Annotated in this window: 23 protein-coding genes, 1 tRNA gene and 2 pseudogenes; 13 read left to right on the top strand and 13 right to left on the bottom strand. The window is 69.5% G+C overall.

The features are described from left to right. Nucleotides 1-674 (bottom strand): radical SAM protein (locus tag Q8N19_RS14040; RefSeq protein ID WP_305591673.1); only part of this gene is annotated, 674 nt, incomplete at its 3' end. Further along, on the bottom strand, nucleotides 602-1432 hold the full coding sequence (gene dapF / locus Q8N19_RS14035; RefSeq protein WP_305591671.1) for a diaminopimelate epimerase: 831 nt from the start codon (nucleotides 1430-1432) through the stop codon (nucleotides 602-604). The genes Q8N19_RS14040 and dapF, both read right to left, overlap by 73 nt. A 95-nt stretch (nucleotides 1433-1527) precedes the next feature. On the opposite strand from dapF, the gene Q8N19_RS14030 reads away from it, so the two are divergent. The 3 genes from Q8N19_RS14030 (at nucleotide 1528) to Q8N19_RS14020 (ending at nucleotide 4498) form a co-directional block, all read left to right on the top strand. Further along, nucleotides 1528-3633, top strand: coding sequence for a prolyl oligopeptidase family protein (locus Q8N19_RS14030; protein ID WP_305591669.1), 2106 nt, complete (start codon nucleotides 1528-1530; stop codon nucleotides 3631-3633). A 92-nt stretch (nucleotides 3634-3725) separates the two neighbouring features. Beyond that, nucleotides 3726-3815 (top strand) — tRNA-Ser (locus Q8N19_RS14025). Nucleotides 3816-3961: 146 nt separating this feature from the next. Further along, nucleotides 3962-4498, top strand: coding sequence for an SRPBCC family protein (locus Q8N19_RS14020; protein ID WP_305591667.1), 537 nt, complete (start codon nucleotides 3962-3964; stop codon nucleotides 4496-4498). A gap of 132 nt (nucleotides 4499-4630) precedes the next feature. Here the strand turns inward: Q8N19_RS14020 and Q8N19_RS16995 are convergent. From Q8N19_RS16995 to Q8N19_RS14010, 3 genes and pseudogenes are all read right to left on the bottom strand, one after another. After that, nucleotides 4631-5359 (bottom strand): annotated as a pseudogene (locus tag Q8N19_RS16995) (VOC family protein); the annotation flags it as partial. Nucleotides 5360-5407: 48 nt separating this feature from the next. Then, a pseudogene (locus tag Q8N19_RS16990) lies at nucleotides 5408-5770 on the bottom strand (DUF1428 domain-containing protein); the annotation flags it as partial. Between the two features lie 126 nt (nucleotides 5771-5896). Further along, complete coding sequence (locus tag Q8N19_RS14010) at nucleotides 5897-6544, bottom strand: class I SAM-dependent methyltransferase (RefSeq protein WP_305591663.1); 648 nt, start codon at nucleotides 6542-6544, stop codon at nucleotides 5897-5899. Between the two features lie 103 nt (nucleotides 6545-6647). Here Q8N19_RS14010 and Q8N19_RS14005 point away from each other — a divergent pair, with 103 nt between their 5' ends. Further along, complete coding sequence (locus Q8N19_RS14005) at nucleotides 6648-7550, top strand: LysR family transcriptional regulator (protein ID WP_305591661.1); 903 nt, start codon at nucleotides 6648-6650, stop codon at nucleotides 7548-7550. Here the strand turns inward: Q8N19_RS14005 and Q8N19_RS14000 are convergent. Beyond that, nucleotides 7547-8110 (bottom strand): DUF1003 domain-containing protein, encoded by a 564-nt coding sequence (locus tag Q8N19_RS14000; RefSeq protein WP_305591659.1) that lies wholly within the window; start codon nucleotides 8108-8110, stop codon nucleotides 7547-7549. The two genes, Q8N19_RS14005 and Q8N19_RS14000, sit on opposite strands and share 4 nt — an antisense overlap. A 160-nt stretch (nucleotides 8111-8270) precedes the next feature. Here Q8N19_RS14000 and Q8N19_RS13995 point away from each other — a divergent pair, with 160 nt between their 5' ends. The 3 genes from Q8N19_RS13995 to Q8N19_RS13985 all read left to right on the top strand — a co-directional run bounded on the left by Q8N19_RS13995 (nucleotide 8271) and on the right by Q8N19_RS13985 (nucleotide 10316). Further along, the gene (locus tag Q8N19_RS13995; protein ID WP_305591657.1) at nucleotides 8271-8663 is read left to right on the top strand and encodes a DUF805 domain-containing protein; all 393 of its coding nucleotides are present in this window, start codon (nucleotides 8271-8273) and stop codon (nucleotides 8661-8663) included. 95 nt (nucleotides 8664-8758) lie between these two features. Further along, nucleotides 8759-9181 (top strand): hypothetical protein, encoded by a 423-nt coding sequence (locus tag Q8N19_RS13990; RefSeq protein ID WP_305591655.1) that lies wholly within the window; start codon nucleotides 8759-8761, stop codon nucleotides 9179-9181. 49 nt (nucleotides 9182-9230) lie between these two features. Beyond that, nucleotides 9231-10316 (top strand): serine hydrolase, encoded by a 1086-nt coding sequence (locus tag Q8N19_RS13985; protein ID WP_305591653.1) that lies wholly within the window; start codon nucleotides 9231-9233, stop codon nucleotides 10314-10316. On the opposite strand, the gene Q8N19_RS16985 is transcribed toward Q8N19_RS13985, so the two are convergent. From Q8N19_RS16985 to Q8N19_RS13965, 4 genes are all read right to left on the bottom strand, one after another. Next, a complete protein-coding gene (locus tag Q8N19_RS16985) occupies nucleotides 10302-10439 on the bottom strand; it encodes a hypothetical protein (protein ID WP_371133858.1) in 138 nt (45 codons plus the stop codon). The two genes, Q8N19_RS13985 and Q8N19_RS16985, sit on opposite strands and share 15 nt — an antisense overlap. Nucleotides 10440-10685: 246 nt before the next feature. Next, entirely contained in the window at nucleotides 10686-10976 is a 291-nt protein-coding gene (locus tag Q8N19_RS13975) for a hypothetical protein (RefSeq protein WP_305591651.1), read from the bottom strand. An 84-nt stretch (nucleotides 10977-11060) separates the two neighbouring features. Next, nucleotides 11061-11918 carry a transglutaminase family protein gene (locus tag Q8N19_RS13970; RefSeq protein ID WP_305591649.1) on the bottom strand — a complete coding sequence of 286 codons (858 nt, stop codon included), beginning with the start codon at nucleotides 11916-11918 and terminating at the stop codon, nucleotides 11061-11063. 17 nt (nucleotides 11919-11935) lie between these two features. Beyond that, nucleotides 11936-12061: a hypothetical protein gene (locus tag Q8N19_RS13965; RefSeq protein ID WP_293318393.1), complete on the bottom strand. Its 126-nt coding sequence runs from the start codon at nucleotides 12059-12061 to the stop codon at nucleotides 11936-11938. Between the two features lie 353 nt (nucleotides 12062-12414). Between Q8N19_RS13965 and Q8N19_RS13960 the strand changes: the two genes are divergently transcribed. Both Q8N19_RS13960 and Q8N19_RS13955 read left to right on the top strand, forming a co-directional pair. After that, entirely contained in the window at nucleotides 12415-12762 is a 348-nt protein-coding gene (locus Q8N19_RS13960) for a hypothetical protein (protein ID WP_305591646.1), read from the top strand. A 71-nt stretch (nucleotides 12763-12833) separates the two neighbouring features. Beyond that, nucleotides 12834-13604 (top strand): TylF/MycF/NovP-related O-methyltransferase, encoded by a 771-nt coding sequence (locus Q8N19_RS13955; protein ID WP_305591644.1) that lies wholly within the window; start codon nucleotides 12834-12836, stop codon nucleotides 13602-13604. On the opposite strand, the gene Q8N19_RS13950 is transcribed toward Q8N19_RS13955, so the two are convergent. Next, nucleotides 13597-14082, bottom strand: a complete 486-nt coding sequence (locus tag Q8N19_RS13950; RefSeq protein WP_305591642.1) for a hypothetical protein — start codon at nucleotides 14080-14082, stop codon at nucleotides 13597-13599. The two genes, Q8N19_RS13955 and Q8N19_RS13950, sit on opposite strands and share 8 nt — an antisense overlap. Before the next feature lie 171 nt (nucleotides 14083-14253). Here Q8N19_RS13950 and Q8N19_RS13945 point away from each other — a divergent pair, with 171 nt between their 5' ends. Next, nucleotides 14254-15579: an amidohydrolase family protein gene (locus Q8N19_RS13945; RefSeq protein WP_305591641.1), complete on the top strand. Its 1326-nt coding sequence runs from the start codon at nucleotides 14254-14256 to the stop codon at nucleotides 15577-15579. On the opposite strand, the gene Q8N19_RS13940 is transcribed toward Q8N19_RS13945, so the two are convergent. Further along, nucleotides 15576-16649, bottom strand: coding sequence for a PLP-dependent cysteine synthase family protein (locus Q8N19_RS13940; RefSeq protein WP_305591640.1), 1074 nt, complete (start codon nucleotides 16647-16649; stop codon nucleotides 15576-15578). The two genes, Q8N19_RS13945 and Q8N19_RS13940, sit on opposite strands and share 4 nt — an antisense overlap. Before the next feature lie 186 nt (nucleotides 16650-16835). Between Q8N19_RS13940 and Q8N19_RS13935 the strand changes: the two genes are divergently transcribed. Beyond that, nucleotides 16836-17489, top strand: a complete 654-nt coding sequence (locus Q8N19_RS13935; RefSeq protein WP_305591638.1) for an outer-membrane lipoprotein carrier protein LolA — start codon at nucleotides 16836-16838, stop codon at nucleotides 17487-17489. 222 nt (nucleotides 17490-17711) lie between these two features. Continuing rightward, on the top strand, nucleotides 17712-18518 hold the full coding sequence (gene xth, locus Q8N19_RS13930; RefSeq protein WP_305591636.1) for an exodeoxyribonuclease III: 807 nt from the start codon (nucleotides 17712-17714) through the stop codon (nucleotides 18516-18518). A gap of 152 nt (nucleotides 18519-18670) precedes the next feature. Here xth and Q8N19_RS13925 read toward each other — a convergent pair whose 3' ends face one another. Further along, nucleotides 18671-19357, bottom strand: a complete 687-nt coding sequence (locus Q8N19_RS13925) for a response regulator transcription factor (protein ID WP_305591634.1) — start codon at nucleotides 19355-19357, stop codon at nucleotides 18671-18673. Between the two features lie 56 nt (nucleotides 19358-19413). Here Q8N19_RS13925 and Q8N19_RS13920 point away from each other — a divergent pair, with 56 nt between their 5' ends. Then, nucleotides 19414-19920 (top strand): L,D-transpeptidase, encoded by a 507-nt coding sequence (locus Q8N19_RS13920; protein WP_305591632.1) that lies wholly within the window; start codon nucleotides 19414-19416, stop codon nucleotides 19918-19920. The last annotated feature ends 10 nt before the right edge of the window (nucleotides 19921-19930 follow it).

The raw sequence follows: 19930 nt of genomic DNA, 5'->3' as shown, positions 1-19930 counted from the left end.
CCCGGCAGGTCGGCGCCCCAGCTGGTGACGTCCACCCCGGTCAGCACCACCTCGGCATAGCCTTCGGCCGCCAGGCGACGGACCTGTTCCACCACCTCGCCGGCCGGCGCCGAGCGGGAATTGCCGCGGCCGAACGGGATGATGCAGAAGGTGCAGCGGTGGTCGCAGCCGTTCTGGACCTCCACATAGGCCCGCGCCCGGTCCTTCAGGCCATCGATCAGGTGGCCGGCGGTCTCGCGCACGCTCATGATGTCGTTGACCCGCACCCGGCCCTCGGCCGGCCGGTCGAGATAGGCGCCCGCCGCGCTCTTCTCCGCATTGCCCAGGACGAGATCGACCTCGTCCATGGCTGCAAAAGCCGCCGGATCGATCTGGGCCGCGCAGCCGGTGACGATCACCCGGGCGCCCGGGCGCTCGCGCCGGGCCTTGCGGATCGCCTGGCGGGCCTGGCGCACGGCCTCGCCCGTCACCGCGCAGGTGTTGAAGACGATGGCGTCGGTCAGGCCGTCCTCGGCCGCCCGGGCGCGGATGACCTCGCTCTCATAGGCGTTCAGCCGGCAGCCGAAGGTGACGATGTCCACGCCGGGCGTGGTCTCAGCCGTCACGGCAGGGTTCCGGTGAAGTCGAGGCTGGCCGGGCCGGTCATGATCACGTGGCCGTCGGCCTCGCGCCATTCGATGGTCAGGTCGCCGCCGTCCAGCTCCAGTCGCGCCTTGCGATCCGTGAGCCCCCGCCGGGCGCTGGCGACCAGCGCCGCACAGGCGCCGGTGCCGCAGGCCTTGGTCAGGCCGGCCCCACGCTCCCAGACCCGCAGGCGGATATGGTCGCGGGCCTTGACCTGCGCAAAGCCTACATTGACCCCTTCGGGGAACAGCCGGTGATGCTCGATCATCGGGCCGACCTCAGCCACCGGGGCGGTCTCGATATCGTCCACGAAGAAGACCACATGGGGATTGCCCATGGAGACGCAGCCGGGCGTATGCAGCAGGGGCGCATCGATCGGGCCGACCTGCAGCTCGATGCCCCGAGTGTCCATCGGCTCGTCCAGGGGGATGTCGGTCCAGTCGAGGCCAGGCTCGCCCATGTCGACGCTGACCATGTGATCGCCCGCCCGGCTGGTGCGCAGCAGGCGATCGCCCACCTCGAGCACGGCGGCGTCGCGGCCTGAGGCCTCCATGACCAGCCAGCCGACGCAGCGCGAACCGTTGCCGCAGGCGCCGACCTCTTCGCCATCGGCGTTCCAGAAGCGGACCCGCACATCGGCCTCGCCGGCCGCAGGCTCAATGGCGATCAGCTGGTCACAGCCGATCCCGCCCTCGCGGTTGGCGATGGCGCGCACCTCCTCCGCGCTGGGCGCAAAGGGCTGGCTGCGGGCCTCGACCACGACGAAGTCGTTGCCGAGCCCGTTCATCTTCAGGAACGGACGGCTCATGGCGGCCGACATATAGGGCAGAAGCCTGACCAAATCATCCCGCCTGACGCGGGAGGGGGAAGACAGATCGGCCCCGCCAGTTCTAGGAAAGGGGCATGAACACCCTGCTTCCCCTGCTCTGCGCCGCCCTTCTGATCCCCGCCGCCGCCTCGGCCCAGACCGCCGATGCGCCCGTGAACCCCCCAAGGGCCGGCGCGCCCGATCCCTTCCAGTGGCTGGAAGAGGTGGATGGCCCCCGGGCCATGACCTGGGTGGAAGCGCAGAACGCCAAGGCGCAAGCCAGGCTCGACGGCGATCCCCGCTACGCGACCCTGCTGGCCGAGGCCCGGGCCATCTTCAGTGCTGAAGACCGGATCGCTACGCCCAGCTTCCGGGCCGGCGGGGTGGACAATCTCTGGCAGGACGACGCCAACCCCCATGGCCTGTGGCGCCATGCGAGCCTGGAGGCCTACGCCGCCGGTGCGCCCGACTGGGCCACGATCCTCGATATCGATGCCCTGGCGGCGGCCGAGGACCGCAACTGGTTCTTCCATGGCGCCGACTGCCTGAAGCCCGCGCAGACGCTTTGCCTGGTGGAGCTGTCGGACGGGGGCGGCGACGCCGTGGAGATCCGCGAGTTCGACACCGAGGCGCGGGCCTTCGTGACCGGCGGCTTCACGTCCCCTGAGGGCAAGCAGAGCGCCGTCTGGCTAGACCCCGACACCCTGCTGGTCGCCCGGGAATGGACGCCGGGCGAGGTCACCGAGTCCGGCTACGCCTATGTGCTCAAGTCGCTCACCCGGGACGGAACCGCCACTGAGCTCTATCGCGGGGCGCGCAGCGATGTGTCGGTCTCGCCGCTCGTTCTGCGCGGCGAGGACGGCCGGGCGCAGGCGGTGATCGCGCGGCGCGGCCTGACCTTCTACGACAGCGACTATATGCTGCTGGGCGGGGATGAGCCCGTCCGCCTGCCCCTGCCGAAAAAGGCCGAGTACGAGGCCTATGTGAGCGGCCAGGTGGTGTTCTCCCTGCAGGAGGCTCATGGCGACCTGGCCCAGGGCGCCCTGGTGGCCTTCGACCTCACAGCCCTCAAGGCCGATCCGGCCGGGGCCAAGGCCCAGCTGATCTTCGCGCCCGGCCCCCGCCAGGCCATCAAGCAGGTGGGCGCCACAGACGGCCGCCTGGTCGTCGCTATCTTGGAAAATGTGAAGGGCGCGGTGGACGTCTGGCGCTTTGCGGACGGCGCCTGGAGCTCAAACCGCCTCGCCCTGCCCGGCGACGCCAACATCACGCTCACCGACCTGTCGGGCGCCAGCGATCAGCTGTTCCTGAAGATCGAGGGCTTCCTGGAGCCCACCAGCCTGTGGCTGGCCGACGCCGCAGCCCTTAGCGCCCGCCAGATCGCCGCCCTGCCCGACCGGTTCGATCCGGCCACCCATCTGGTGGAGCAGCACTGGGCGACCTCCAGCGACAGCGCCCAGATCCCCTATTTCGTGGTCCGCCCCAAGGACGCGCCCTTGGACGGCCAGATCCCCACCCTGATGCTGGGCTATGGCGGCTTCGAAATCGCCATGCCGCCCCGCTACATGCCCGAGGCCGGCAAGCTGTGGTTCGCCCGCGGCGGCGCCTTCGTGCTGGCTAATATCCGCGGCGGTGGGGAGTTCGGCCCGGCCTGGCACCAGGCGGTGCTGCGGGAAAAGCGCCAGCTTGCCTTTGACGACTTCGCCGCCGTGGCCCGCGACCTGACCGCCCGGGGGATCACCTCCCCCCGGCGACTGGGCATCTATGGCCGCTCCAACGGCGGGGTGCTGACCAGCGTGTCGATGACCCAGCATCCGGAGCTGTGGAACGCCGTGGTGATCGAAAGCCCGCTGGTCGACATGCTGCGCTATCACCGCCTGCCGGCCGGGGCCTCCTGGATCGGGGAATATGGCGACCCGGAAGTCGCCGAGGACTACGCCTTCATCGCCCGCTATTCGGCCTATCAGAACCTGAAGGCCGGGACCGATTACCCGGAGGCCTACATCACCACCAACACCCGCGACGACCGGGTCCATCCCGGCCATGCGCGGAAATTCGCCGCCGCGCTGGCGGCCCTGGACGTCCCCGTCATCTATTACGAGCCCACCTTCGGCGGCCACGCCAACGACGTCGATCCCCAGCTCAACGCCGCCCGCTGGGCCCGGCACTATGTCTATCTGATGCAGCGGCTGATGGACTGAACATCCGCCGCTTGCGGAGCAAGCCCGACCTGAGTAGGTTCCGCGCCTCGCTCAGTGGGCCTGCTTCATCCCAGGCCCCCTTGCTGGCCCTAGGAGAGGTGGCTGAGTGGTCGAAAGCACCGCACTCGAAATGCGGCGTGCCTTAACGGGCACCGTGGGTTCGAATCCCACCCTCTCCGCCAGTGGCCTCTGACGATGCTTCCACCCACCACGTCTAACCCGTAGCGTCATGCTCGGCCCTGTGCCGAGCATCCCTGTCGAGGGCGGGCGCGAGCGTCGCGAGGGATCCTGGGCACAAGGCCCAGGATGACGTGTGGAGGGAGACAACATGGGTGAGCGCGTCTTGAACGAGATTTCCCAGACGGGTCCCTCGGCTGAAGTCTCAACCACCGTCGCGGCCTCCCTCGCCAAGGTCTGGGCCATCTTCGTGCCGATCGATCTCGCCCAGGTGTTTCCCAGGGGCTCCGGCCCTATCCCGGCCGTGGTGGGGACCAGCGATCAGACGGGGCCTTGGGATGTGGTGGGGAGCGCGCGGCGGGTGCGGCTGGCCGATGGGACGTCGGTGCGCGAGGAGATCCTGGCCAGCGCGCCCTGCGATGGGGCGGCGCCGAGCGGCGGCCGCGCCCGGTTCGCCTATCGGGTGAACGGGTTCTCAGGCCCGCTGGCGGCCCTGACCACGGCGGCCTTTGGCGAATGGACCTTTGTGGAGGCCGCGCCGGGGCGGACGGAGATCAGCTGGCGCTACACCTTCGTTCCCCGCTCAGGCCTCATGGCCGCGCCGCTGTCGGTGATCATCGCGCTCTTCTGGCGGACCTATATGCGCCGGGGGATCGAGAATGTGCGCCGACTGGCGGAGGCGGGTTGAGGCCTCCCCGCTCCACCGCCGTCGCCCTCGGACTTGATCCGAGGGCCCATGCACACGGCCGAGTGTCGGTGTTTATGGATGGCCCGGTCGAGCCGGGCCATGACGGTTGAGGGGGAGCGGAAAAGTGACTCTCTAAGCCTTGCGGTGGCCGATGAGGCCGAAGGCCGCGCCCTGGGGGTCGAGGCAGTTCATGGAGAACTCGCCGCCGGGGATCTCGTCGGGGCCCTGGACCACCTGGCCGCCGCCGGCCTCCACCGCGGCCTTGGCCACGTCGATGTCGGGCACGCGGAAATACACGCTCCAGGCCGGCTGCTCGGCGGGCATCACCGCCCCGATCATGCCCCCGTGGCGGATGAATTCGTATTGGCCGAGGGGCCCCAGATCCATCTCGCCGTCCTTCGCCCAGCCGAACAGCGCCCCATAGAAGGCCCAGGCGCCGGCCGGATCGGGGACGTTGAGCTCGTTCCAGGCGGCGTGACCCACCCGGGGCCGGTCCGACGCGAAGGCGAGGCTGCGTTCGCCGGATGCGGGCTTCATGACGTAAAGCGTCGCCCCCTGCGGGTCGGCGATCATGGCCATGCGCCCGACCATGGGCACGTCCATCGCCGCCATCTGTACGACGCCGCCCTTCTGGGTCACGGCCGCGGTGGTGGCGTCCACATCATCCACGGCGAGATAGGGCAGCCAGGTCGGCCAGGCCCCGTGCTCGGCCATCTCCGGCGTGATGGCCATCAGCCCGGCCACGTCGTGTTCCGGGGCGCTGATGATGCGGTAGTCCATGTCAGCCTGGCCGGAATCGGCGAAGGTCCAGGGCAGGACCTGGCCATAGAAGGCCTGGGCGGCGGCCGCGTCGGTGGTCAGCAGCTCATACCAGATGAAGTCGCCGGCCTTGTTGGTGGTGGCCGCCTCCAGGGTTACGACGGGCGTGAAGCCGCCATAGATCATGCGCGCCCCGTCGAAGGGCATGGGGTTGTGCTCGGGGCTCATCCGCGGGTCGGTGGCCATGATCGCCTCCATCCGCCCCATGGCCGCGTCGCGGGTCGCCTTGTCCGGCCATTCGATCCAGGAGAAGACCACCGTCTCCTCCGCCGTCGCCTGCACCGCCCGGCGGAAATCGGTCTGCTTGCCTTCGGGCACCTCGTCGCCCCAGCATTCCAGGATGCGCAGGGCGCCCAGCTCCATGAAGACGCTGTTTCCCGTCAGGGCGTGGTCGATGAATTTCTGGCGGTTGGCCGTGGGGACCGCGATCACGAAGCCGTCGATATAGGTCATGGTCTAGCTCCTGGGTCAGTGCAGGCCAGCCGTAGCGCCGCCCGAATGGGCCTAGGACGGGGCAGGCGAGCGTCAGCCGACACTCAACCCGAACTTTCTCCGTTTTACGACGGGGCGGCGGCCTGATCAGGGCCTGAGGGCCACCAGATAGGCGCGCGGATCCTTGGCCCCTGACCCGTGGCGGTCGCGCTCGGTGATCGCAAAGCCGGCGGCGGCCAGGTCGCCCTCAAGCTCATCGGCGTCGAACACCGCCACATGGGGCGCCTTGCCGAGCGCCTGCATGAGCGGGATCGCCGCCCGGATGAGGGGGTTCATCTCCTTCAGCAATGGCGTCTTGGAGATGAAGAGGCCGCCGGGCTTCAGCAGGCGATAGGCGTCCTCCAGGGTCGCCCGCCGGGCCTTGACCAGGTGGAGCAGGTTGAAGGCCAGCACCACGTCGAAGTGGCCCTCCGGCCAGGGCGCGGCTTCGGCCGGGACGACCTCGAAGGTCAGCTGGGGGAGGCTCGCGCCTTGCGCCTTCTCCCGGGCGATGGCGATCATCTCAGCTGAGACATCGGTGGCCACGTATTGCGCGACGCCTGGGGCCAGCCGGAGCGCCGTGGTTCCCGTGCCGCAGCCCAGCTCCAGGACCCGGTGTTCCGGCGCCAGGCGCAGGGCCACAGCCTCCAGGGTGCGTTCATAGCCGGCCAGGTCGCCAATGGGGTCGCGGGCGTACTTGCGCGCGGTCTTGTCCCAGAAGCGGGCGTCGCGATCGGTGGGAGCGGCGGCGGGCATCGGGCGTCCTTGTCCTCGTCTGGGGCGCCCACACCTAGCATATGCGCTGAAGCTTAGAATTGTCGCCGAGAGCACATCGCATATACGTATTCGCATGACGCCAATGGACTGGAACCGGGCCCGCGCCTTCCTCGCCATCGCCGAGGCCGGCTCCCTCACCGCTGCGGCCCGGGTCCTGGGCCTGACCCAGCCGACCCTGTCGCGGCAGATCGCCGCCCTGGAGACCGAGCTGGGGGTCGCGCTCTTTGAGCGGGTCGGCAAGAGGCTGGTCCTGACCGAGACCGGGGCGGCGCTGGTGGAACACGGGCGCGCCATGGGGGAGGCCGCCGCCGCCATGGCCGTCGCGGCGTCCGGCCGCTCGCTGGCCATCGCCGGGCGGGTCAGCATCTCGGCGGCCGACACCTACGCCGCCCACGTGCTGCCGGGCGTGATCGCCCGCATCCGCGAAGCCGCGCCGCAGATCAAGATCGTCGTCATCTCCAGCAATACGCTGAGCGACCTGCGTCGGCGGGAGGCCGACATCGCCATCCGCCATGTGCGGCCCAGCGAGGACGGGCTGATCGGCCGGCTGATCGGAGAGAGCGCGGCGCACCTCTATGCCTCCCGCGGCTGGATCGCGCGCAAGGGCTGGCCGGCCTGCGTCCAGGACATCGCCGCGGAGGACCTCATCGCCTATGAGGACACAGACCATTTCGCCGGTCTCATGGGCGGAATGGGCCTGCAGGTCAGCCCCGACGACTTCAGGCTGGTGTCCGAGAATTCGGTGGTCGTCTGGGAGATGGTCAAGCAGGGCCTGGGGGTCTGCGTGATGAGCCGGGAGATCGCCGCCGGGACGCCGGATATTGTCGACCTGTTCCCCGAGGCCCCGCCGGTGAGGTTTCCGGTCTGGCTGGTCACGCACCGGGAGCTGCGCACCAGCCGGCGGATCCGGCTGGTCTATGACATCCTCGCCGAGGCGCTGACGGACCTCATCGGCGAGGGCGAGGCCCCGCGCTCAGAGGCTTAGCGCGCGCTGCCCACCTCCCGGTCCAGGATCTGGCGCATCAGGTCGAGCTGTTCCTGCTGGCGGGCCAGGATGGCCTCGATCTGCTGGACCCGCAGGTGATCGAGCTTGTCGTGCAGGGCCATGATCTCGATCTCGGCCTTGAGGTTCACCTCATAGTCGTGGGCCGCATTAATCCGGTCCTTCGCCGCCTGCCGGTTCTGGCTCATCATGATGAAGGGCGCCTGGATAGCCGCCAGCATCGAGAGCAGCAGGTTCAGGAAGATGAAGGGGAAGGGGTCGAACGCCCCTCGCCCCAGGGTCAGGTTCAGCAGGGTCCAGGCGCTGAGGAAGGCGGCGAAGGCCAGGATGAAGGTCCAGGAACCCCCCACGGCCGCCACCCTGTCGGCCAGGCGCTGACCGAAGGTCTGTTCGTCGGCGAAGGACTCGTTGACGTCGCGGCTCACCGGACTGCGGTCCACCGTGGTGGCCAGCACCCGGCGTTCGGCCGCATCCAGATCGGTCTCGGCCTTGTCGAACCATCGCCGGGCGGCCTTGCCCAGGCCTGCGCCCTGCTCGCTCATGGGATCATTCCTCGTCTGGCCCTGCGTCCCCGAGGGCGGTTACAGCCGCCGTCGCACGCGGGGGCTTTGATCCTGGACAAGGACGCGCCAGAGTCGAGGGGCGATGCAGGTGGCCCCCCCTTCGGGGCCGGGGGCATACGGCGTTCGGAAGGACAGGACCATGATCGAGGCGGTCAGATACGGCTTCGCCAACTATATGAACTTCGACGGGCGCACCAATCGCGCCACCTTCTGGTGGTGGGTGCTGGCGGTCTTCCTGGCGGCCATCGCGGCGAGCATCCTGGACGACGGCCTGGCCTCCGGCGGGGTGGAGCCGTTCGGCCTCCTGCTGACGCTCGGCCTGTTCCTGCCCCATCTGGGCATGGCGATCCGCCGGCTGCATGACACCGGGCGCAGCGGCTGGTGGGTCCTCATCGGGCTCATCCCGCTGCTCGGCCTGCTGGTCCTGATCTACTTCTATGTGCAGCCGAGCGATCCGGCCGGGGAGAAGTACGACCCCCCGGCCCCCGCGCCCATGCCGCCCGAGCCCGGTGAGCCGCCGGCCGCGGGCTGACCTGGGCGCCCCCACGGTGATGACCCTGCAGGTCATTGGCCGCAGACCCCGCCCCCGTCAGACTGTCTCCCGTTCAGCGTGAAACGGAGACGGCGATGACGGGGTTCTGGCGACAGTGGATGGCGGTGTGGCGTCTCTCGGTGGCAGGCTTTGGCCTTGTCCTGGCAGGGGCCGCCTTCGAGGCGACCAGCGGGCCGGTACGGATGATCTTCGCCCTGGTCGGCGAGGCCTTGCCGCCCGAGATGGGCGAGCCTTTGAGATTCTCCATCGCCCTGATGGGGGCGGTAACGCTGGGCTGGTGGCTGACCCTGGAGGCCGCCTTCAGGGCCATCGACCTGCTGGGCGATCGGGCCGCGCCGGTGTGGCGCGGGGTCACGGTGTCGGTGGTCGGCTGGTACGTCATCGACGGCGCCCTGTCGGCGGCCACGGGCTATGCATTGAACATCGTCCCCAACACCGTCCTGCTGGCGGGATATCTGATCCCGGTGATGGCCACAGGCGTCCTGCGCCGGGCCTGAGGCAATGGCGTAGCTGGATTGGCGGGGTCGGGGCGCCTAAGTCCCCTGGATGAGCCTGTCCTTCCCGCCGAAACTGGCCCTGGTCCTGGCCGGGGCCATCGCCGTCGCCTGCTCGCCCGCCCCCGCCGCCGAACAGGCCCAGGCCGCCGCCCCGGCGGTTCAGACCGAGGGGCTGGACCCCGCCGCCATGGCCACGGTCGTCGAGCAGGCCCGCGCCCTGCCCAACCTGCACGCCCTGATCGTCGCCCGGGACGGCGAGGTGCTAGCCGAACACCGTCTGCGCGGCCCCGGCCTCGATCAGCCGGTGAACATCAAGTCGGCCTCCAAGACCGTGCTCTCGGCCCTGGTGGGGATCGCCATCGACCGCGGGGTGCTGGCCGGGACCGACCAGAAGGTCGCCCCCCTGCTGGTAGGTGACCTGCCGGCCGGCGGCGACCCCCGGCTGCAGGAGATCGAGGTCGGCCATCTGCTCTCCATGCAGGCCGGCCTCGGGCGCACCTCGGGCCAGTATTACGGGGCCTGGGTGACCAGCCCCAACTGGGTGCGCCATGCGCTCGCCCGCCCCTTCGACGACGATCCGGGGGGCCGGATGATCTATTCCACCGGGACCTCGCACCTGATGTCGGCGGCCCTGACACAAGCCGCCGGCGCCAGCACCCACGCCCTGGCCCGCGACTGGCTGGCCGAGCCCCTGGGCGTGACCCTCCCGCCCTGGCTGAGGGACCCGCAGGGGATCTATTTCGGCGGCAATGACATGATTATGTCGCCCAGGGCCCTGCTGCGGTTTGGCGAACTCTATCGCCTGGGCGGGGAGATCGACGGGCGGCGCATCCTGTCCGAGGCCTGGATCGCTGAAAGCTGGACGCCGCGGACCCGCTCCCCCTGGAGCGGCCACGCCTATGGCTATGGCTGGTTCACCAAGCAGGCGGCCGGCCACGACGTGCATTTCGCCTGGGGCTATGGCGGCCAGATGCTGTTTGTCATCCCCAGCCTCGACCTCACCGTGGTGATGATCTCCGACCCCTCGCCCCGCCCGCGGGAGGAAAGCCATGTGAGCGAGCTGCACGCCCTGCTGGACAGGGGGATCATTCCCGCCGCCATCGCCGGCGCGCCGGCGCCCTCAGGGCAGCCGTGACACCGTCTCCAGAACCACCGAGGTCGGGGGCCGGGTGCGGTAGCCCGCCTCGGCCAGGCTGGCCTGCACCACGCCGGCGCGAGACAGGATGAAGAGGGCCGGCTGCGGCGCGCCGTGGGCCATGTGGCCGGCGAGATACTGCGGGTCGCGGATGCCAAAGGCGTCGATGGTGGCGGACTTGGGATCCGACAGCAGGCGATAGCCGATGTCCCGCCGGGCCTATAGCGATCGGCGCGGCGAGGGCGGCGGCAGGATCAGGATGACGGCGGCGATGGCGGCTAGGGCGAAGACAAGCGGCCTCATGGGGCGTCCCTTAAGGGTTCGCTTAAGACTTCGCCGCCGCCGGGGCGGAGGTTACAGCCTGCCGCCTCAGCCCTTGAGCAGGGTCAGGCAGCGCCCCACCGCCTGGCCATTGGCCTCGGCGGTCTTGAGCTTCAGCTTCCCGCCCATGACCAGGCCGCGCAGATGGCTGCGCATCAGCTTCTCGATGTCGGAGTCCGGCTTCACATGGGGGGCGACGGTCTGGTGCATCAGCTTGCCCTCGGGCGAGAGGGCGGCCGCACACTTGGTCGCGGCCGGATTGGCCAGGGCCGGGGCGGCGCTGAGGCTGGCGGCCGCCAGGGTGACGGCCATGACGGCGCGGAGGGAGGTGCGGGGCATCGGGATATCCTTGGCGAGCGACGCGCGGGGCGGAGGGAGGTCGTGGCGCCCACGCTGCCAAAGCCCCGCGGCGCAATCAAGGCGCTAACCGACCGGCGTGATCCGAACCGAGATCTCCATGGCCGGCGCGTCATGCGCCGATCCGGCGAAGCTGCCGACCACCGGCATGATCTGGCCGTTGGCCCGGCCCACCGCCAGGGGAATGAGGCCGGCCGCGCCGATCCGGTTGTGGGTCGGGTCGAAGGTGATCCAGCCGGCGCCGGGCAGATAGACCTCGGCCCAGGCGTGGGTGGTGTCAGCCTGGCGATCCATCTGGTCGGGGTCGAACAGGTAGCCGCTGACCGCCCGGGCGCCGAAGCCCAGTTGCCGGGCCGCCTCGATGAACAGGGCCGCCAGATCCCGGCAGGAGCCGCTGGCCAGGCGCAGGGTCTCGCCGGCGCTCTGCACCCCCTCCTCGTCCCGCACCCGATAGGCCGCCGCCCCCAGAATGCCGGCGTTGAGGTCCTTGAGCAGGGACAGGGTGTCGGTCTGCGGACCCGCCACGAAGCCGTGGGCCCAGCGGGCGACCTCGGGATCGGGCGCAGGCCACCGCAGGGCGCCTAAGTCGGTGGCCTCGTCCTCGCCATAGGCGAAAGGATAGGTCTGGGCGGCCGGGGAGATCGGAAACACCGGCCAGGCCCGCGCCTGGGAGGCGACGGTCAGCCGGCTTTCGATGACCAGAGTCTGGGCCGCCTCAGGAAAGCTCGCCACGGCGCAGAGATTGCCAGACACGTCCTGGCTCCAGACCAGGTCGGCGGCGGGTGCGCAGGTGAGTTGGAAGTCCAGGACCCGGAGGTCGTGGCTGTCGCGGGGCCGCAGCATCAGCCGGTGCGGATGCAGGGTGACGGGCCGGGCGAACCGGTAGGTTGTCTGGTGAACGATCTCGAAGGTCGAGGGCGCCACGCCAGCCGCGGCCTGGGTCAGCGCTTGGCGGGCCGGGCGCCGGCCTGGTCCAGGAAGGAGCGCGGGGCGGCTTCCGGCTTGGCGGCGGCGGCCTGCTTGGGCTTGCGGACTTCCTTGTTGGACTTTTTCTGGCCCTTGGCCATGGCGGTCTCCGGGGCGGCGGGCGCCGCCATGTGGGAATGGGTGAGGCTCAGAGAAGGTTCATCGTGAGCCGCCGATGAGGGCCGGAGATGAGGCCCGGGGCCTTAGCGCGGCCGCAGGCCGAGCAGGGAGAAGGCCAGGGGGGCAAGGATGGCGCTGACAACGCAGAGCGCCGACACAATGAGCAGGGGGGACATGGAGAACCTAGGTCGCGCCGCATCGGATGGGATCGACCGCTTGAGACGCGGCTCACGCCCGATGACGCCAACTCTAGATGGGGTGGCGGAGGCGAAATAGCCAGGGGCCGTCGAGACGACTTGGCTTGAGCGCGCTTCCGTGGTCCCAAGGCCACAGTATGGCCCCACCCTCGAAACCCCCTGAACCGCCCGGCGGCCCGCCTGGCCCGGAGTCCCGCGCCCCAGCCGGCTGGGTGGTCGCTGTCCTGCTGGAACCCGGACGCGATCCCGACCAGGGCCGCCGTTATTTCGCCATCGGCCGGGCCGACCGGGCCCAGGCCGAGTGGGTGGCCGTGGACATGGCCATCAGCCTGGGCCTGCGGGTCGCCGCCAGCCCGGCCGGCGGCGAGGAGCCGGTCCAGGCGCTGGCGCCCCTGTCGCCAGTGCGGATGCGCGCCCTGGGCCTGGCCAGCGGCGAGCGGCGGGACCTGGGCGACCGGCGGCCCCGCAGGTGGCTGACAGGCTGATTGTTCCGAGGGCGGTGGCGCGGCGCCTCGGGCGTGTTTAGTCTGCCGAAAGCAAAACCCCTGGAGGCGCCATGGCCGGTCGAGACAGACTTTCGCATCCCGTGGCGATCATCTCCGGCGCCTTCTATGGCCTGACAGACTTGACGCCGATCCAGACGGCCGTGGACGGCATTGCTGACGCCATGGCCGACCCCCGGGGGGTGTTCGTCGGCGACAATCTGATCACCATGGCCAAGCGCCTGAGCTTCCTGGATGACCGGGTGCTCATGGAGGCCTTCCTGCGCAATGCCAAGACGGTCGCCGAGCGGGGCGCCCTGTGGCGGATCGTGACCCTGGTCTGGGCGGCGCGCTCAGCCCTGAAGGTCGAGGGCGATTTCGTGGAGTGCGGGTGTTACAAGGGCAACTCGGCCCGGATCATCTCCGAAGTGGTCGGCTTCGCCAGCCTTCCCCGCCACTACTACCTCTACGACCTCTTCCAGCATGACGACTCCATGCCCCACCACAGCATGTTGGAGCACAGCGAGACCCTGGTCGATCAGGTCCGCGAACGCTTCTCAGACATGCCCAATGTGACCATCACCCAGGGCCGGGTGCCCGACAGCCTGGCTGTCGCCGCGCCCGAGAAGATCGCCTTCATGCACCTGGATCTGAACAACGACAAAGCCGAGATCGGGGCGCTGGAGGTGCTGTTCGACCGCATTTCCCCCGGCGGTATCCTGATCCTCGACGACTACGGCTGGATGGCCTACCAGGACCAGCTGGTGGCCGAGATGGATTGGATGCTGAAACGCGGCTACCGGATTCTGGAGCTACCCACCGGCCAGGGCCTGGTGATCAAATAGCCGCCCAATCGGCCCAGGTGATCTCCCGCCCCGGATAGGCGACGGCGCCGAACGGCCAGTCCGCGGCGATCCAGTCCCGGACGGCCGTAAACAAGGCCGCGTCGAGATGCGCGGCCGAGGTGCGCACCCAGCAAAAAGCCTTGGCCTCATAACCCGCCCGCTCGGCCGGATAGATGTAGGCGCAGCCCAGGCACGCCCCCTCGCCGCCGCCCGCCTGCGGCGCCATGACCGTATAGGCGAAGGACCGCCGGCGATCGAACTCCCCCTGGTGCCAGCCCAGGTCCACCAGATCCTCTTCCAGGGTCATGTCGGCCGCCGGCCAGTCGGCGCCTGGCCCGAAGACTCCCACCAGCCGCTCGCGGCTGCTCATCACCGCGTCATAGTCCTTGATCAGGTCGTGGATGGTCAGGGGTCGCAGGATGAAGTCGGCGGTGCGAAATCCCTGCGGAATGGCGAAATCGGCGGGCACGAACGGCATGGAGGTCTCTCCTGACTCAAGCCCCACCCTGGAGGGACGGTCGGTCGGCTGGCAAGCCTCTGATCGCCCTGACAGCTCCGTGGCCGGCCAGGCCCCCTGGACCGGGACCGCCGGCGCCCTAGACTGCCCGTCCAACGGGCCCGTTCGCGGCCACGAGGGGGAAAGACGTCCATGCTGCGACTCATTGCGCTCGCCCTTGCCGGCCTTTGCCTGCTGGCCCCGGTCCAGGCCCTGGCGGCCCCGACCTATATCCACGCAGGAGCCCTGTTGGACCGCCCGGGACAGGCGCCGCGGGGGGCCTCGACCCTGGTCGTCGAGAACGGCAAGGTGGTGCGGGTGGTGGACGGCCACCAGCCCGCCCCGGCCGGGGCCCGGCTGATCGACCTGTCCACGCAGTTCGTCCTGCCCGGCCTGATCGACTCCCACGTCCACATCTTCTCCGACGACGACAAGACCGCCGCCCGGCTGGAGGCCATGAGCCGCGGGCCAGAGGATCGCTTCGTCGTCGCCCTGGACAACGCCCGGCGCACCCTGGCCGCCGGCTTCACCACGGTCCGCGACCTGGGCTCGGAGCCCGCGGCCATCACCGCCCTGCGCGATGGGATCGAAAAGGGGCTGATCGAGGGGCCCACCATCATCAACGCCGGTCGAATGATCTCCATCAGCGGCGGCCACGGGGACGGCGCCAACGGGCTCGCCCCGCGCTATGCGGAGCTGGAGCGCGCCGAGGCGGTGAACACCTGCGACGGGCCCGAGGCCTGTCGCCGGGCGGTGCGCATCCAGGTCTCCCAGGGCGCCCAGGTCATCAAGTTCGCCGCCACCGGCGGGGTGCTGTCCAATGTGGCCGGCGGCCTCGGCCGGCAGATGTTCGACGACGAGATGAAGGCCATCGTCGAGACCGCCCACGCCTTTGGCCGCAAGGCCACAGCCCACGCCCACGGCAAGGACGGCATCGAGGGCGCGCTGAGAGCCGGGGTGGATTCCATCGAGCACGCCACCTTCACCGACGCCGAGACCCTCGCCCTCTTCCGCCAGACCGGCGCCTATCTGGTCCCGACCATGATCGCGCCCGAGGCCGCCGTCGCCCAGGCCCGGGCCGGCCAGCGGCCCCCCGCCGTCCTGGCCAAGGCCGAGGAAGCCGCCCGCATCGCCTACGCCAAGCATGTCGAGCAGTATGCGGCGGCCGGCGTGAAGATCGCCTTTGGCACCGACACCGGCGTCTCCGCCCACGGGGACAATGCGACGGAATTCAAGATGATGGTCGAGGCCGGCATGACGCCGGCCCGGGCGATCCGCAGCGCCACGGTGGACGCCGCCGATCTGCTTGGCCTGTCCGCCGCCCTGGGGACCCTGGAGCCGGGCAAGTCGGCCGATATCATCGCCGTGGCGCAGAGCCCGCTTGCCGACGTCACCGAGCTCGAGCGGGTGCGGTTCGTCATGCGCCGCGGCGTCGTGCACAAGCTGGACGGCGCCCGCCAGCCCTGGCCGGCCGACTAGAGGGCGAAGCGACCCGTATCGAAGAAGGCCTCCAGAGCCGCCTCGTAGGCGCCGGTGTCGATCCCGGCGGCCGCCAGCCAGTCGGGATTGGAGAGGGTGCTGGCATAGCGCTCGCCGGAATCGCACAGGAGGGTGACCACCGAGCCTTCCTGCCCCCTGGCGGCCATGGCCTCGATCACCTGGGCGCAGGCCCAGAGATTGGTGCCGGTGGAGCCGCCGCAGGACCGGCCAAGCCGGCGGCTGGCCACCCGGGCGCCGGCGATGCTGGCCGCATCGGGCACAGCGACGGCCCGGTCGATCAGTTCGGGGTTGAAGGAGGGCTCGCAGCGGGCCCGGCCGATGCCCTCGATGATCGAGCCTTGCGCCGCGCTGGTGGTCACCGCCCGATCAGCCACATGCCTGTGGAACACCGAGGCCTCCGGATCGGCAAGGCACAGACAGGTGGGGGCGCGGTTGTAGCGGATGAACCGGCCAAGCGTCGCCGTGGTGCCGCCGGTGCCGGCCCCGGCCACGATCCAGGCGGGGACGGGGTGCGGCTCCTGGGCCAGCTGGCTGAAGATCGACTGGGCGATATTGTTGTTGCCCCGCCAGTCGGTGGCCCGCTCGGCATAGGTGAACTGGTCCATGTAGTGGCCCCCGAGATCGGCGGCGAGCCGGGCGCTTTGCGCATAGACCTCGTGGGCGGCGTCGACGAAGTGGGTCTCGCCGCCGTGGAATTCGATCTGCGCCACCTTCTCGGCCGATGTGGACCTCGGCATCACCGCGATGAATCGCAGGCCAAGCATGCGGGCGAAATAGGCCTCCGACACCGCGGTCGAACCGCTGGAGGCCTCGATGATCGGGGTCTTGGGTCCGATCCAGCCATTGCACAGGGCGTAGAGGAACAGCGACCGCGCCAGCCGGTGCTTCAAGCTGCCGGTCGGGTGGGTGGACTCATCCTTGAAATAGAGATCCACCGCCCCGGCCAGGGGCGCGCGCAGCAGGTGGGTGTCCGCCGAGCGGTTGAAGTCGGCCTCGATGGTCTGGACGGCCCGGTCAATCCAGTCGCGGTCACGGCAGAGGGTCGTCAAGGGCGGCTCCAGGCTCAGGGCTGAACACCCCGGACATGACCCATTCATCGGCCCTCGGCTAGAGCTTGCGATCACGGGGCGAGGCCGCAGCCTTAGGGGAACGAAGCCCAAGCCTGGCCGTTAGCCCGCCCTATTGACGCCGTGGACAGGCCATAGACTGTTCGCTGAACTCAAGGAGCCGATTTTATGAGCCGCACCCCCGACCTGAGCCGCCGGACCCTGGCGCTGGGCCTCGCCTGCGCGCCGTTCGCCGGGCTGCTGGCCGTCGGTCCCGCCGCCGCCCTGCCCGCCGCCGACCAGGCCCTGGTGAACAAGGCCGTGGCCTATCTGGAAGGCCTGACCCAGGCCAAGGGGACCTTCGTCCAGACCGATCCCAGGGGCGTCACCACCCAGGGCGAGATCTTCCTCAAGCGTCCGGGCAAGGCCCGCTTCGCCTATGCCGCGCCCTCGGGCCTGCTGGTGGTGTCGGACGGCAATCTGGTCTCCGTCGCCAATTCCAAGCTGAAGACCTTCGAGTCCTATCCCCTGGGCGCCACGCCGCTGTCGCTGTTTCTCGCCCGTCAGATCCGCCTGGATCGCGGGGTGCAGGTGACCCGGGTGAGCCGTCTGGCGGACGGGTTCTCCATCACCGCCCGGGACGGCAAGAAGGAGGCCGAGGGCCAGATCACCCTGACCTTCTCAGACGCCCCCATGCAGCTGGTCGGCTGGACCATCACCGACCCGCAGGGCCAGGGCACCCGCGTGCGTCTGACCCGACTGGAAAAGGTGGCGAGCCTGGACGACAGCCTGTTCGTGCTGAAGGACCCGCGCAATCTGCGCCCCGGCCGCTCGCGAATGTGACAATCGCACAACAGGCAAGAATCATCGTGATTCTGGCTTGACTTTTATCTGCCTCGTGGCAAATATGACACGCATCGCTGATGCAGGGCCGAGGCCCAGCGGCAGCGCCGTGCCGGAACCTATCCCCTCCCGGCGGCGGCATGAGAGACGAATGACTTGGCGCCCGGGGTTCTCCAGTCCCCGGGCGTTTTCTTATGCGGCGATCTGGCTTAAGCCCGCCCCATGCGCCTTCGTATCGCCTCCTGGAACATCAACTCCGTCCGCCTGCGCGCCGAGCAGGTCGCCCGCTTCGTCGACGAGCAGGCGCCCGACGTCCTGTGCCTGCAGGAGATCAAGTGCCAGGAGGCCGAGTTCCCGCGGGAGGCCTTCGCGGCCATGGGCCTGCCGCATGTGAAGATCGCCGGCCAGAAGGGTTGGCACGGCGTCGCCATCGCCTCGCGCCTGCCGATCGAAGACGCGCCGATCCTCAATGTCTGCCGGGAGGGCCATGCCCGCTGTGTCTCAGCCAAGGTGGCCGGCGTCGAGATCCAGAACTTCTATGTGCCAGCCGGCGGCGACGTTCCCGACCGCGCCCTGAACCCCAAGTTCGACCACAAGCTCGACTTCTTCGAGAGCCTGACCGCCGAGATGGGCCGCCGCGATCCCCAGGCGCCGCTCGCCATCGTTGGCGACCTCAACGTGGCGCCGGGCGAGTTCGACGTCTGGAGCCATCGGCAGATGTCGCGCATCGTCAGCCACACCCCGGTAGAGGTGGCGGCCATGGAGGCCCTGCAGAAATCCCTGGGCTTCATCGACCTGCCGCGGGCCGCGACGCCGGAGCCGGAAAAGCTGTTCTCCTGGTGGAGCTATCGGTCGGCGGACTTCCGCAAGTCCAATCGCGGCCTGCGCCTGGACCATATCTGGGTCTCGCCAGGCCTGCGTGAGGCCGCCTTCCGCACCGGCGGCGCCTCATCGCGCGTGCATGACGACGTCCGCGAGTGGGAACGCCCCAGCGACCACGCCCCGGTCACCGCCGACCTGGGACTTTAGGGGCGACAACACTCAGCCCCGGACGTTCTGCGCGCCGCAGGCGCCCTCAAGATGGGACACGAAGAACACAAAGGGGCGCAAAGGACACAAAGGCGACGCCGCCGACCTCTTCGTGCCCTTTGTGTCCCGTCTTTAACGGCCCGGCCTGCGGCCTAAGGCGCAAGGCGGTAGCCGCCGGCTTCGGTCAGCAGGAGGCGGGCGTTGCCGGGATCGGGCTCGATCTTCTGGCGCAGCCGATAGACATGGGTCTCCAGCGTGTGGGTGGTGACCCCGGCGTTATAGCCCCAGACCTCGGCCAGCAGCTCCTCCCGGGACACCGGCTTGTCGCCGGCGCGGTAGAGGTATTTCAGGATGTTGGTTTCCTTCTCGGTCAGGCGGATCTTCTTCTGATCCTGACCGATCAGGGTCTTGGCCGAGGGCCGGAACTCGTAGCCGCCCAGCTGGAAGACCGCGCCTTCGGACTGTTCGTGGCTGCGTAGCTGGGCGCGGATGCGGGCCAGCAGGACGGCGAAGCGGTAGGGCTTGGTCACATAGTCATTGGCCCCGGCCTCCAGGCCCTGGACCGTATCCTCGTCCGAGGCCGCCGCCGTCAGCATGATCACCGGCGCGCTGACGCCTTGCTGGCGCAGCGCCTTGCAGACTTCGCGGCCGTTCATGTCGGGCAGGTCGACATCCAACAGGACAAGGTCGGGCCGCACCTCCTGGGCCAGGCGGACGCCCTCGGCGCCGGTGGCCGCCTCGACAGCGAGGAACTCCTCGTGCAGTTGAAGTTGTTCGGCGACGGCGCCGCGCAGGTCGTCGTCGTCGTCGATGATCAGCAGGGTCTTTCTTTGCGCCATAGGGGGAACATGCACCGCATCGGCGCCCCCGGGCAAAGAGTTTTGGGAGCAGAACCTTGATCTTCCGCGCAGATTCCACCGGTCTGTTCCACGCGGGCGACCAGGCGTTTCCCTGCGCCATCGGTCGTGGAGGCTTCGCGCCGGCAGCCGCCAAGCGGGAGGGGGATGGGGTCTCGCCGATCGGCGTCTGGCCCCTGCGTTCCTTGCTCTATCGCCCCGACAGAGGGCCTGCGCCGGCCACCGCCCTGTCTGTCCGGGCGATCACCCCGCAGGACGGCTGGTGCGACGACCCGACCCACCGCGACTATAATCGTCTCGTTCAGCGGCCGTTTTCCGCCAGCCATGAGGTCCTGTGGCGCGAGGATGGGCTCTACGATCTGGTGGTGGTGCTGGGGCACAATGACGATCCTCCCGTCTCGCCCCTGGGCTCAGCCATCTTCCTGCACCTGGCCAAGCCGGACTACGCCCCCACCGAGGGCTGCATCGCGCTCTCCCGGCCTGATCTGGAGAGGGTCCTGGCCCAGGCCCAGCCCGGCGACGCCCTGCAGATCGGACCTGACTGAGCGCAACCTG

Source organism: Phenylobacterium sp., assembly GCF_030693405.1.
Lineage (GTDB): Bacteria > Pseudomonadota > Alphaproteobacteria > Caulobacterales > Caulobacteraceae > Phenylobacterium.
Note: the sequence above shows the minus strand (reverse complement) of the source record. Positions and strands in the feature narration are given on the sequence as shown.